This window comes from Kamptonema formosum PCC 10802, assembly GCF_000332335.1.
Lineage (GTDB): Bacteria > Cyanobacteriota > Cyanobacteriia > Cyanobacteriales > Oscillatoriaceae > Oscillatoria.
In genome coordinates, this window is sequence record NZ_KB235948.1 from 3092099 (window position 1) to 3104606 (window position 12508).

The window sequence follows — 12508 nt, forward strand, 5'->3', positions numbered from 1 at the left end:
CAGCAAGCTGAGACAAATAAGGAGTCATTTAAATGGCAACCTGGACAGGAACAAGTGCTGCGGATTCCTATTACTATAAAAGCGCAGAATCCATCGATATAAATGGTTTTGGCGGTAATGATACGCTGTTTGGCTATACCGCTAACGACACGATTCGCGGAGGTGACGGCAATGACCTTATAGATGGTTGGTCTGGGGACGACTATCTGTGGGGCGGCAATAATGACGACACGATATTGGGCAACATTGGTAATGACCGGGTGTGGGGCGATGCTGGGAACGACAGCCTGTTAGGAAATTCTGGTGATGACCTGCTTTATGGCGGACTCGGTAACGATACCCTTGATGGCGGCACTGAGAACGACGAACTGTACGGCCACGAGGGGAATGACCTGATGTTGGGCGGCGATGGCAACGACCAGCTATGGGGTCACGAAGATAATGATACCCTATCAGGAGGTGCTGGTAACGATAACCTGGTGGGCGGAACTGGTAACGACAGCCTGGATGGCGGCACTGAAGACGACAAACTGTGGGGGGATGCGGGAAACGACATCCTGCTCGGCGGAACTGGTAACGACAGCTTGGATGGCGGCACTGAAAACGACAGCCTCCTCGGCGGTGCGGGTAAAGACAGCATGCTGGGCGGTGATGGGAACGACACCCTTGATGGCGGTACTGAAGACGACATCCTCGATGGCGGTGCCGGTAACGACAGTATGCTGGGCGGTGCGGGTAACGACAGCCTGCTGGGCAATGCCGGTAACGACAGCATGCTGGGCGGTGATGGCAACGACACCCTGGATGGTGGCACTGAAAACGACAGCCTCCTCGGCGGTGCGGGTAACGACAGCCTGCTGGGCGGTGCGGGGAACGACACGCTTGATGGCGGTACTGAAGACGACATCCTCAATGGCGGTGCCGGTAACGACAGTATGCTGGGCGGTGCGGGGAACGACACCCTGGATGGCGGTACTGAAGACGATATCCTCGATGGCGGTGCCGGTAACGACAGCCTGCTGGGCGGTGCGGGGAACGACACCCTCAATGGCGGCACTGAAGACGACATCCTCGATGGCGGTGCCGGTAATGACAGCATGCTGGGCGGTGCGGGTAACGACATCCTGCTGGGCAATGCGGGTAACGACAGCATGCTGGGCGGTGATGGCAACGACACCCTGGATGGTGGCACTGAAGACGATATCCTCGATGGCGGTGCCGGTAACGACAGCCTGCTGGGCGGTGCGGGGAACGACACCCTCAATGGCGGCACTGAAGACGACATCCTCGATGGCGGTGCCGGTAATGACAGCATGCTGGGCGGTGCGGGTAACGACAGCCTGCTGGGCAATGCGGGTAACGACAGCATGTGGGGCGGTGATGGGAACGATATCCTCGATGGGGGCACCGAAGACGACAAATTGTGGGGCGATGCGGGTAACGACAGCCTGTTAGGCGGTGCTGGTAACGACCTGCTTTATGGCGGACTCGGTAACGATACCCTTGATGGCGGCACTGAGAACGACGAACTGTACGGCCACGAGGGGAACGACCTGATGTTGGGCGGCGATGGCAACGACCAGCTATGGGGTCACGAAGATAGTGATACCCTGTCAGGCGGCGCGGGTAACGATAACCTGCTGGGCGGCACTGGTAACGACAGCCTGGATGGCGGCACCGAAGACGACAAACTGTGGGGCGATGCCGGTAACGACAGCATGCTGGGCGGTGATGGGAACGACACCCTCGACGGCGGCACTGAAGACGACTTCCTCGATGGCGGTGCCGGTAACGACAGCATGCTCGGCGGCGATGGGAACGACAGCATGTTGGGCGGTGATGGCAACGACACCCTTGATGGCGGCACTGGAAATGACAGCTTGTGGGGCGATGCGGGTAACGACAGCATGCTGGGCGGTGATGGCAACGACACCCTGGATGGCGGCACTGAAGACGACATCCTCGATGGCGGTGCGGGTAACGACAGTATGCTGGGAGGCGATGGTAACGACAGCATGTTGGGCGGAACGGGTTCCGACAGCCTGAATGGCGCAGATGGAAATGACACACTCATTGGCGCAACGGCTACTGCTATCAATGGGGAGGTTGACACTTTAACTGGTGGGCTGGGGGCAGATACTTTTGTGCTGGGCGATTCCACCGGCGTCTTCTACCAAGACGCTACCTCCTGGGCAATAATTCAAGACTTTGTGGTGGCTGAAGCCGATAAAATCCAACTGAGTGGAACTGCAAGTGACTACTCGCTGTTCTCTGGATTAGCTCCTAATACCGGCAGCTCCACCGTTGCAGACACTTATATTATGAAGGGCGCTGAACTCATCGGTGTCTTGGCTGACCAAACAGCGGTGTCTCTGGCAACAGATTTCACATTCGTCTAGGCTTTCGCTTGCGAAATGACTGTGTGAATTAGGTGGGTTGGGCAGCGCCCAACCTGCTGCTCTGGACACACTCACTCACCCCCCCGCTCAGCAAAACTGAGAGGGGGTTTTTTCTTGCCGGGGCTGCTGCCAGTACCCGCCGGGAAGGGCGCTCCCAGGGCGAACTGCCGGCGGACAGTTTGTAGTTGGGCTAATGCCCCAAAGTTTGTAGGGGCGGGCCCCCTAAGCTGTTAGGCTTTTAACCTGCTTTTCCGTTGAAAGGGGCAGAGCCTCCTGATTGCCTTCCCAGCTTTATCTGTGAGCGTGAAAATAGAGATGCGTAGTGCAAATTGAATGCGCCATAGCTTCAACCCGCCCCTAGGAACGGTGGGGCTAAAGCCTAACTACAAACGGTGGGGCTAAAGCCCAACTACAAACGGCACACCGGCGCGGGGATGTGCTAGAATAGAGCGTTGACCTTTAAGCCGCCTGCCAGCCCCAGCTCTTAAAGCCACTGCTTGTTCCAGAGGAAAGGAGTGGTTTTTGCGGAGGCTGCACGGCAAATTCCGTGACTCGGAAGTTTATCCCGTTACAGCTTCATTTTATGAACGATTCGATTCGCTTCCTCATGTGCCCCCCCGACCACTACGATGTGGATTATGTGATTAATCCGTGGATGGAGGGAAATATCCACAAGTCCTCGCGGGATCGGGCCGTCGAGCAGTGGCACAAGCTTTACCACATCCTCAAAGATCGCGCTGTGGTCGATTTAGTCAGCCCCCAGCAGGGTTGGCCAGATATGGTATTTACGGCAAACGCGGGTCTGGTACTGGGAGACAATGTGGTTCTCAGCCGCTTTTTGCACAAAGAGCGACAGGGGGAGGAGCCGTTCTTCAAAGAGTGGTTCGAGTCCAAAGGCTACACGGTACACGAACTGCCGAAAGACTTGCCCTTTGAAGGAGCGGGCGATGCGCTGCTGGATCGCGAGGGGCGGTGGCTGTGGGCGGGATACGGCTTCCGCTCGGAACTCGACTCACACCCCTATCTGGCAAAATGGCTCGACATCGAAGTGGTGTCCCTGCAGCTGGTCGATGAGCGCTTCTATCACCTGGATACCTGCTTCTGTCCCCTGACCGGCGGCTATTTGCTCTACTACCCGCCGGCGTTTGATTTCTACTCCAACCGCATCATTGAAATGCGGGTTCCGCCAGAAAAGCGGATTGCTATTGGGGAGGCGGATGCGGTGAACTTCGCCTGCAACGCCGTCAACATCGACAAAATCGTGGTGATGAACAAGGCGAGTGACGAGCTGGTGGCGCGTCTCGCCGCAGTTGGGTTTGAAGTCGTCGATACGCAGCTGACGGAATTCCTCAAAGCAGGGGGGGCTGCGAAGTGCCTGACGCTGCGGGTGACTGAGCCGGTGATCGCAGAACACCACGCCAATGTGGCAGTGGAAAGCCGCATCGTTCGCCTGGAAGGGCACCTGCTGGACACGGGTTTGATCAGCCGCGCCTTGGACAGGATTATGGAAGCTGGGGGCAGCTTCCAAGTGCTGAATTTCAATTTGGGAGAGCAAAAGCAAAGCACTTCCTCTGCAGAGGTGAAGGTGTCCGCTCCTTCCCACGAGGTAATGGAAGAGATCCTCTCCGGGCTGATCGATTTGGGCGCGGTAAATCTGCCTGAAGACGAGCGCGACGCTAAGCTCGATCCGGTACTGATGGCCGGTGTGGCTCCCGATGATTTCTATGTTAGCACTATCTATCCGACTGAAGTGCGGGTGAGCGGACAGTGGGTGCGGGTGCAAAATCAGCGCATGGATGGGGCAATTGCCATCACCCACACCGCTTCTGGGCCGGTGGCTCGCTGCAAACTCCTGCGGGATTTGCAAGTCGGGGAAGGTGTGGTGGTGGATGTGGCTGGCATCCGCACCGTGCGCAAACCAGAATCTCGCGATCAGCGCAACAGCCAGGAATTCAGCTTTATGTCGGGAAGCGTTTCCAGCGAGCGCCGCGTGGAATTGGTGGTTGAGCAAGTGGCGTGGGAATTGCGGCAAATCCGGGATCGCGGCGGCAAGGTGGTTGTGACAGCTGGGCCGGTGGTCATCCACACCGGCGGCGGGGAACACCTGTCTCGCCTGATCCGGGAGGGCTATGTGCAAGCGCTCTTAGGCGGGAATGCGATCGCCGTCCACGACATGGAGCAAGCGATGATGGGCACCTCCTTAGGCGTCGATATGAAGCGGGGGGTTGCGGTTCGCGGCGGACACCGGCACCACTTGAAGGTGATTAACACCATCCGCCGGTATGGCAGTATCGCTGCTGCTGTCGAGCAAGGCATCCTCACCCGTGGCGTCATGTACGAGTGCGTGAAAAATAACGTGCCCTTCTGCCTTGCCGGCTCCATCCGCGATGATGGCCCACTGCCAGACACCGAGATGGATCTGATTAAGGCGCAAGAAGAGTACGCCCGCCTGTTGCGAGGGACAGAGATGATTTTGATGCTGTCCTCGATGCTGCACTCGATCGGCGTGGGCAATATGACACCGGCTGGGGTGAAGATGGTGTGTGTGGATATCAACCCCGCAGTGGTGACAAAACTCAGCGATCGGGGTTCAATTGAATCCATTGGCGTGGTTACGGATGTCGGCTTGTTCCTCAGCTTGCTGGTGAAGCAGCTGGATCTGCTGACTGCTCCTTACCCAGTTACTGCGCCTGTGTAGATGTTTGCGGGGCGGGCGAGAAAGCCCGCCCTTTATGTTTATTTTTGCTCGGCTCAATCAACCGCTGGCTTCGATGCCGGTGCTGTGCTATAATTAGCAAGGGCAGAGTCAAATCTGGTGGAAGGAAAAAAGATGACTCAGGAATTAATAGATCTCAGAAATAGCATTGTAGAAGGGCGCTACGCAGATGCTTTGGCAATCGTGGGCGATATAGAAAGCATGAGCAAACAAGCAATTCTGCGGAATATCCAATCCTTTTTAATCAGGCTGATGGTTCACTTGATTAAAAACCTAGTTGAGCGCCGCTTAACCAATTCTTGGGCGGCTTCAATTGAAAATTCAGTTGTAGAAATTCAAGAGCTAAATATCAAAGAAAATCAAACTTCTTACTACATCAAGCCGGATGAATGGGAGCCCTTTCTTGAAAAAGCAATTGAGTTAGCGATTCGTCCTGCGAGTCTGGAAGTGCTGAATGGACGCCTGAGTCGCGCTCAGCTGTCAGAGATGCTGGATAAACCGCAGCTCATACTGACTGCAACTAGGTTGCTCGCTCTGACATACAGCCACGCAGCCAAGGAGCTGCCGGCTGTCATCGATGAGTCTTTAGCTCAGTTACCTGGGGGTGAAGAGTGGAATATAGAAAATTAGAGGTAAAGAAAGGCGAACCACCTTATTATTATATCACAAACGCTTTTCTGGGGTACGAATGCAAGATTGGCGTGAGTCTGGTAACATTCAGTTTAGCTCAAGCGGTTTGTAGTTGGGCTTTAGCCCAAGCGGTTTGTAGTTGGGCTTTAGCCCTACAGCCCCTGCGGTGACGCCCAAATTCCCCACTTCCTAAAAGCGCCGCACCAGTTCCTGCTGAAAGACTTGCACAAAGCCGATCGCTAGCTGAATCACCGGCCAGCCGGCCAAACAGATGACCCCAGAGACAAGAGTGGTAATATCCAACCCTTGGCGGACAGCAACAATCACAGCCAGCAAACTCCAGACAGATAATATCCGCTCAATCGGCTGTCCCAGAAACGGAACCAGCGTTAAGAAATTCAGCACTTGCGGGGCGTAGGCAAAGCCAATAGGAATCAGCAACTCTTCATAGGTGACGTGATTCGGTTTCAGCCACTGCCCTATCTTGGCAATAGTTCGCGTCCAGAAAAAATAGCCTCCCACCACGCTGAGGCCATCCAGCAGAAGTGCTACAGGCAGGACAGGGAGAGGTGCCAAATTAATCAACAAGATGACCGCGCTGCCCAGCATGTGGGAGAGTGCGGCTAAAATGACTATCCTTCGGGCTATCCGGCGGTTGCCATAAGTATTTCTAGCATTGTCGTAAAAATGTCCATCCAAAGCCAGTGCGCTCCTGAGGGTGGCTCTGAAACTTACTCTTGACTCTCCGTCACTCATGTTGCGTCCCTGCCGCTGACAGCTATTGACAAATTCGATCTTCTAGTATATCAGTAATACAACTAGCGCAAAAAAGTCAGCCAACCTCGCCGGTGCGATTGACTGACAAAAATACCTTTACGCAGGGAAGGTTATGAAATGTTTAAGGTAACAGGGCGCATACTTCTGTGGCTGAGGGAGAAAACCTGGAATGTGTTGATTATCGCCGGCATCGCACTCCTAATTTCGGGAGCGCTATCGCCGTTGGGAACTCTGGTGTGGTGGCTGAGGGAAGGAGCGGAGAGTTTGGGGTTGAGGAAGAACCGGCCCCAACTCCCGCCAGCCCAAAAGATAGCAAGGACTGCAGTAAAATCTGCCCATAAAAATTGTTATATTATCTTTCTACCCGGAGTGGGGGATTTTTCTGCCGATGAATTAGATCCGGGTGAGACCTTTTTTCTAAATCACTTGCAGCAGCTTCATCCGAACTGCGTAACGGTTGCGGATGTTTTTCCCTACTCAGCGGCGAACAAGAGTCTGGGAGGAGATCGACTGATGGCTCCCCTGTGGCGCTTTGCCCATCACCCAAAAGCAGGGTTAGAAATCATTAGTGTGCTGATTCAAATCCGCAATCTCTGGCGGTTCGCAATTTCCGCAGATCCTCGCTACGGGCCGGTTTACAATCAGGGGATTGCAAAGGCAATTGTCAGCCGGATGAATGCCAAGGCTCCCCTGCCGGCTCCCTCCGAGCGACCGCTTAAAATCATTCTTCTCGGTACGAGCGGTGGCGTGCAAGTTTCCCTGGGCGCAGCCCCTTATCTTAAGAAATGGCTAAACGCAGAAATCACTGTCGTTTCTCTGGGGGGTGTCTTTCACGGAACCAATGGATTTAATGCGCTCCAGCAGATGTATCACTTGCGAGGCGAGCGAGACTCGATTCAGAATATAGGCGGCATTGTGTTTCCGACGCGCTGGCTGTGGAACATGGCTTCTCCCTACAATCAAGCGCGTCTGCACGGGCGCTATAAAGAAATTAACATTGGCCCGCAAGCCCATGATGGCCCTAAAGGTTATTTGGGTGAAGAAATTTGGAGAAAAGACGGCACCACCTATGCCGGTTTAACACTCGAAGCAGTTAACAAACTTCCGATTTGGGATAGCAGTAGGGTGCGTTAGCGGCGGCACCTAAACCCGCCCCCACACTCGCCGCCGGTTGGCTTTGTAGGGTGAGTTGGTAATTTATAGCGTTTCTCATATTAGTGAGGGACTGAGAAACCCGGTTTCTTAAAGAAACCGGGTTTCTGGGCCATAGCTCATCCAACTGAGAACCGCTAGAGAAACCTGGTTTCTTTATTTACTTAAATTTTCGGGAATTGGCAACCCACTCAACGATGCCATCCGCAAGCGCTGCCGCCAATTTTTCCTGCTCCTCCGGATTCACAATCCACTCAAACTCAATCGGATTAATCATAAACCCCAATTCCAGGAGGACAGATGGAGCCACTGCCGGACGAGTCAGGGCAAGATTATTCCAAAACACACCATAAGAAGGCCGGTCCAACTTGTCCACCAAATAGTTGTGCAAAAACATCGCCAAGCTTTCGGCTTGCGGCTGATACCAAAACGTGCCTATACCTTTCGTGTTCATCGCATCGCCGCTATCGGGCAAAGCATTATAGTGCAGGCTAATAGAAAGGTTTGGCTCCTGTTTCTCAATCATCACCACCCGGTCTTGGGGATACAAATCATCATCCCCTTCCCGCGTCATAAACACCGTCGCCCCGCGCTTTACCAGCTCATCTCGCAAGAGCTTCGACACAATCAGGGTCACGTCTTTTTCCGGATAGCCATTCGGCCCTTTTGCACCGAGGTCTTCCTTGCTGCCGTGCCCCGGATCGAGCATAATCTTAACACCGGCAAGCGGCTGAGATCTGCTGCCTTTTGCCGGCGGGTGCCGCAAAGACAGCACCAAAGTCGTGCCCTCGTACCGCAATTTGTACCCCCACTGCTGCTGCGATTTGAGATTAAACGTATATTCCACTTGTCCGGGCGTAACCTGCTGCCAGTCGAGGCGAGAAATCACGGGGTTATTATCGAGGCGAATGGTGTCCGTTTGGGCGGTGGTGTTGTGCAGCGTCAGCTTCAGGGTGCTGGTGCCTTGGCGCACACTCACCGGCACCGGCACCTCCAGGGGGAATCTCACCTCTGTGGCGTCGCCAACCTCACGGGAAGCGATGCCGCGAATCAGGGATCGAGGCGGAACCCCACCGCTGAAGGTGCGCACTTCCTTTTGATTTATCCACGCGCCGTAATCCAGACGCACCCACTCGCCCTCGCGCCCAGTAATCGCCCCCTGCGTGCCTTTGGGCAAAGGAGTCAGGCGAGAATAGTCGGAACTCGGGCCGGTTCGCGCCACACCGGCATCTGCTGTCACCTCGGCAATCTCCACCGGCAGCGGCGACATCACCGAAACTTTCCCCGGCCCTACCTGGGTTTTTGTCTGGCCATTGAGCGCCAGCTGGAACTCGGGTTGGCCCAAATCCCCCGCTGCTGCCGGTGCCACCGCACACCCCCGGTACTCTCCAGCTGATGTGACCGGCTGATTTTGGCCCGTGAGCACGGCGTTATTTGCCGGCAGCGCTGCTTGCGACTGCGGTATCAGGGGAATGGTTAAATTGCCGAGGCGCACGGAAACCGTAGCGTTTGCCGGTGCCACCGCGCCAAAACAAATCAACTCCCCCGGCATTCTGGCAATATCGGCTGCCGGTGTGAGAGAATTTTCTCCAAACCCCAGCCCCACAGGCAGCACCGGCGCTGCCGACTCCCGCGTCACCTTAATTTTGAGTTCCTGGTTTTCATACCGCAGCGTAAATTCATTTTCTCCCAGCTGCAGGGGAAAAGTGGGGGCGAAATGGCCGGCCCGACTGCGCTCAATCGCCTTGCCATTGACCAACACTTCCCCATTTGGCGGCGCTGTGCCTATCAGGAAAATCCGGTCTGATACAGTCTTGTGGTCAGCCGGTGGGTACGCCACAAAAAGCGGTTGTTCTGCCCGAACTTGTTCTGCCCGAACTGGAGACATAATTACAGACCCTAACAACAAACTCAATGCTATAATTTTTCGCATTCCGCCCTCAAGCTACTTAAACCTTAAAACCCAAAATTTGCCTTTTTTCTGCCTCGGGCTGTCATCCGCTGACCTCACCAGGCTGAAGCTGATTATACACCCTGAGGGTGTCAGTGTCCGGAGTGCAATCGGTTTTTAGTTGCTAGGGGAGGGTGCGCCGGCGAGACGCCGGTGCTGCGGTTCTGCGAGCGAAGAGGGGATATTGGGGGAAAAAAGGATGCCGCGCCGGTGGATGTCGGGCGCTATCCCCAGACATTCTGGCGTTTTTCATATTCGTGAGGTACTGAGAAACCCGGTTTCTTAAAGAAACCGGGTTTCTGGGACGCACTTCATCCAACTGAAAAATGTAACTTTTGCTAATAGACTGGCGATTAGAAATCGCGTCTATACAGACAAAGCCCGCCTGCGCGGGCTAATTGTAAAGCGCTGCCGGCGCGTTCTACTTTGAGCGCGGATTCAGCGGATTAAAAAGTGACATGATCCCCACTACAACCATTCAGCCTCTGATGGCAACCAGTCTTTGGCCTCTTCAGGATAAGTGCCCACCTGATATTTGACCAAAGAATGCCCGCCGGCTTCTAACTGATCAGCAATTCGCAACGCTTGCAAGGCTTCGAGGGGGCTGGCAAAGCTGGATTTATCTCCGGCGCAGATATCAGCAAGTAGGCGTAAATACGCGGGCTGATTTACCTGCTGGAAAGCACTTTGATAGGTGAATTCCATCTTAGCTGGCACCAGTTGCCGCCCCGCTCCAGGTCGCTTGACAGGGAAATAAAACGCGATTCCCTCGTTGGGATAGTGCCGGAAGACTAGACGCGGCGCAATGTTGCTAAACAAGTTTTTCACTTGAGACTGTTCCCGGAATATTACTTCCATCCCGCAATATTTCTCAGGCAAGCCTTTTCCCGTTACAACTTTAATTGTAACGCCTTTCCAGCGGGGAGTGTCGCATTCTAAGGTGAAAGCTGTAAAGGTAGAAGTGGTGGGTGTTGGATAACCCTGATACTGTCCCCACACAGCTGTATCGGCATCAACTACCCGCAAACTCTGGGCGATTTTTTCCTTTTGTCGGCGGAGACTGGCAACCTCTAAGCCTTCAGGGGGCAAGTCTATGAGCAATGGGTAGCTCATGGCTAACAAGTGGGTGATCATGTCCCGTAATTGGGAGCGAATACTGTCAAAAAATGGCACTCGCTCATTAGGGACAGTAATTTTTTCGAGGGCATAAATGCGAATTCCCTTCACATTGTCTCGGTTCAACCAGGCTTCAAATGGCGTACTTAATCGAAAGTGCAGGGCATTGCTCAGGCTCTCTTTTAGGTTGAAGTGCTCAACTAAGCTGGCTTGATTCTCTATCTGCAGTTCTCGCAGCAAATTCAGCAGAGTTTGGGCTTTAGCTTGTGTGGTTGCCACAGGTTTTTCCAGAATAACTTCGCTGTCAGCTTGCAACAAGCCATTAGTGGCTATTCCCTGAATCGCCAGCGGATAGTGCTGGGGGAGTAGAGCGAGGTAAAAGCTGGTTGGGGTGTTGGGTTCGAGCGCTTCACGCAACTTTTGGTAACTCATAGGTAGCTGCTTCCAAATCTAGTGGGATGTAAACCATTGTTTGAGAGAAGGATGGCCAATTTTGCTCGATGCCTTCTGGGGCAGAGCCTTTGTCTTTCATCGCGGCGAGGGTGCGAGCGCAAAACTCTTCTTTTGACCACTGTTCTAAGCCAACAGCGATGATTTTTACCTCTTTGCCTTGCAGCCAAAGCTGATAAAGGGAAGGGATGAGGTAGAGTCTCGCAAGATTTCCAGTCGCCCCAAAAATAACGAGTTGCTTTTTCATTTGACTAGCTCCAGATTGATTGATTTGTCAGAAACCGGGTTGGTTAGCCACCCGGTTTCTGAACCTTACCCAAACCAGACTGAGACTTCGAGTTTCGCGTGCTGCTGAATTACGCTGCAAACCGCTTCATAGATGACTAATTCGCGGCTGGGGCTAGCAGAGGACTGGCTTTTTTGGTTTACCAGTTGCTTCACTTGCTCCAGCAGGCTGGATTCAGCTAAGACAGCTTTGTAATTCGGGTGGCTGGTTTCTAACACCCGCTCGATTTCGTGGGTTTGGCACTGGTTATATTCATTGGTTGCCTTCATACGCGCATCCTCCGATGCCGAAGTTACCCTTCACTGCTATTCTTACTGACCGGCAAATTTTTTGGCAATGTTTTTGCGGATAAAAGAAATAGCTGTTTTTGCTGTTGCGTAGTTTTTGTAGTTTCAGTAGGCGAAATAAAAGCTGTATTTTAAATAGGTTGTATAGCTTAAATAGGCGAAATAGTTTAAATAGTAAGGGCTTTAGTGGCTTGTCTTCCTCCTAAGAAGGAGGTATATTAAAAGGAAGCTTGAAGAAAGGCCGGTTCTCGCGGTTGGCCAAGGGGAATTGCCCCCCGTCTGGCCGGTTCGTGCCAAATCGGGTGCTGGAAACCTCTTGGTGTGGGCGATCGGAAAGGCCGGTTCTCGCGGTTGGCCAAGGGGAATTGCCCCCCGTCTGGCCGGTTCGTGCCAAATCGGGTGCTGGAAACCTCTTGGCGTGGGCGATCGGAAAGGCCGGTTCTCGCGGTTGGCCAAGGGGAATTGCCCCCCGTCTGGCCGGTTCGTGCCAAATCGGGTGCTGGAAACCTCTTGGCGTGGGCGATCGGAAAGGCCGGTTCTCGCGGTTGGCCAAGGGGAATTGCCCCCCGTCTGGCCGGTTCCTCCCCAATCGGGTGCTGGAAACCTCTTGGCGTGGGCGATCGGAAAGGCCGGTTCTCGCGGTTGGCCAAGGGGAATTGCCCCCCACTCTGGCCGGTTCCTCCCCAATCGGGTGCTGGAAACCTCTTGGCGTGGGCGATCGGAAAGGCCGGTTCTCGCGGTTGG

General features: G+C 54.2%; 11 protein-coding genes. 5 read left to right on the top strand and 6 right to left on the bottom strand.

Annotation, left to right across the window (positions count from 1 at the left end; all coding sequences use genetic code 11):
- Positions 1-32: 32 nt before the first annotated feature.
- The 3 genes from OSC10802_RS40030 to OSC10802_RS0113290 all read left to right on the top strand — a co-directional run bounded on the left by OSC10802_RS40030 (position 33) and on the right by OSC10802_RS0113290 (position 5745).
- Positions 33-2399, top strand: a complete 2367-nt coding sequence (locus tag OSC10802_RS40030) for a calcium-binding protein (protein ID WP_017717249.1) — start codon at positions 33-35, stop codon at positions 2397-2399.
- A 583-nt stretch (positions 2400-2982) separates the two neighbouring features.
- Positions 2983-5097: a bifunctional arginine dihydrolase/ornithine cyclodeaminase gene (gene argZ, locus OSC10802_RS0113285; RefSeq protein ID WP_017717251.1), complete on the top strand. Its 2115-nt coding sequence runs from the start codon at positions 2983-2985 to the stop codon at positions 5095-5097.
- A gap of 132 nt (positions 5098-5229) precedes the next feature.
- Positions 5230-5745: a DUF29 family protein gene (locus tag OSC10802_RS0113290; RefSeq protein ID WP_017717252.1), complete on the top strand. Its 516-nt coding sequence runs from the start codon at positions 5230-5232 to the stop codon at positions 5743-5745.
- A 189-nt stretch (positions 5746-5934) separates the two neighbouring features.
- Here the strand turns inward: OSC10802_RS0113290 and OSC10802_RS0113295 are convergent, their stop codons facing one another.
- Positions 5935-6501 carry a hypothetical protein gene (locus OSC10802_RS0113295; RefSeq protein WP_017717253.1) on the bottom strand — a complete coding sequence of 189 codons (567 nt, stop codon included), beginning with the start codon at positions 6499-6501 and terminating at the stop codon, positions 5935-5937.
- Positions 6502-6639: 138 nt separating this feature from the next.
- Here OSC10802_RS0113295 and OSC10802_RS0113300 point away from each other — a divergent pair, with 138 nt between their 5' ends.
- On the top strand, positions 6640-7656 hold the full coding sequence (locus tag OSC10802_RS0113300; RefSeq protein ID WP_017717254.1) for a hypothetical protein: 1017 nt from the start codon (positions 6640-6642) through the stop codon (positions 7654-7656).
- A gap of 178 nt (positions 7657-7834) precedes the next feature.
- On the opposite strand, the gene OSC10802_RS0113305 is transcribed toward OSC10802_RS0113300, so the two are convergent.
- The 5 genes from OSC10802_RS0113305 to OSC10802_RS0113320 form a co-directional block, all read right to left on the bottom strand.
- Positions 7835-9607, bottom strand: coding sequence for an N-acetylmuramoyl-L-alanine amidase family protein (locus OSC10802_RS0113305; RefSeq protein ID WP_026098438.1), 1773 nt, complete (start codon positions 9605-9607; stop codon positions 7835-7837).
- 142 nt (positions 9608-9749) lie between these two features.
- Complete coding sequence (locus OSC10802_RS55595; RefSeq protein WP_255349136.1) at positions 9750-9878, bottom strand: hypothetical protein; 129 nt, start codon at positions 9876-9878, stop codon at positions 9750-9752.
- Positions 9879-10093: 215 nt separating this feature from the next.
- Positions 10094-11173, bottom strand: a complete 1080-nt coding sequence (locus tag OSC10802_RS0113310) for a glucose-6-phosphate dehydrogenase (RefSeq protein ID WP_017717256.1) — start codon at positions 11171-11173, stop codon at positions 10094-10096.
- Complete coding sequence (locus OSC10802_RS55600; protein WP_017717257.1) at positions 11151-11438, bottom strand: hypothetical protein; 288 nt, start codon at positions 11436-11438, stop codon at positions 11151-11153. The genes OSC10802_RS0113310 and OSC10802_RS55600 overlap by 23 nt, the downstream gene beginning before the upstream one ends.
- Before the next feature lie 65 nt (positions 11439-11503).
- Entirely contained in the window at positions 11504-11746 is a 243-nt protein-coding gene (locus OSC10802_RS0113320; protein WP_017717258.1) for a hypothetical protein, read from the bottom strand.
- Between the two features lie 248 nt (positions 11747-11994).
- Between OSC10802_RS0113320 and OSC10802_RS52925 the strand changes: the two genes are divergently transcribed.
- The coding region (locus OSC10802_RS52925; RefSeq protein ID WP_198525112.1) for a hypothetical protein at positions 11995-12508 on the top strand (514 nt) is incomplete at its 3' end.

Excerpts from the sequence above, each read along its gene's own strand:
- OSC10802_RS40030 (WP_017717249.1), top strand. The coding sequence starts at position 33 with ATGGCAACCTGGACAGGAACAAGTGCTGCGGATTCCTATTACTATAAA.
- argZ (WP_017717251.1), top strand. The coding sequence starts at position 2,983 with ATGAACGATTCGATTCGCTTCCTCATGTGCCCCCCCGACCACTACGAT.
- OSC10802_RS0113290 (WP_017717252.1), top strand. The coding sequence starts at position 5,230 with ATGACTCAGGAATTAATAGATCTCAGAAATAGCATTGTAGAAGGGCGC.
- OSC10802_RS0113295 (WP_017717253.1), bottom strand. The coding sequence starts at position 6,501 with ATGAGTGACGGAGAGTCAAGAGTAAGTTTCAGAGCCACCCTCAGGAGC.
- OSC10802_RS0113300 (WP_017717254.1), top strand. The coding sequence starts at position 6,640 with ATGTTTAAGGTAACAGGGCGCATACTTCTGTGGCTGAGGGAGAAAACC.
- OSC10802_RS0113305 (WP_026098438.1), bottom strand. The coding sequence starts at position 9,607 with ATGCGAAAAATTATAGCATTGAGTTTGTTGTTAGGGTCTGTAATTATG.
- OSC10802_RS55595 (WP_255349136.1), bottom strand. The coding sequence starts at position 9,878 with ATGAAAAACGCCAGAATGTCTGGGGATAGCGCCCGACATCCACCGGCG.
- OSC10802_RS0113310 (WP_017717256.1), bottom strand. The coding sequence starts at position 11,173 with ATGAGTTACCAAAAGTTGCGTGAAGCGCTCGAACCCAACACCCCAACC.
- OSC10802_RS55600 (WP_017717257.1), bottom strand. The coding sequence starts at position 11,438 with ATGAAAAAGCAACTCGTTATTTTTGGGGCGACTGGAAATCTTGCGAGA.
- OSC10802_RS0113320 (WP_017717258.1), bottom strand. The coding sequence starts at position 11,746 with ATGAAGGCAACCAATGAATATAACCAGTGCCAAACCCACGAAATCGAG.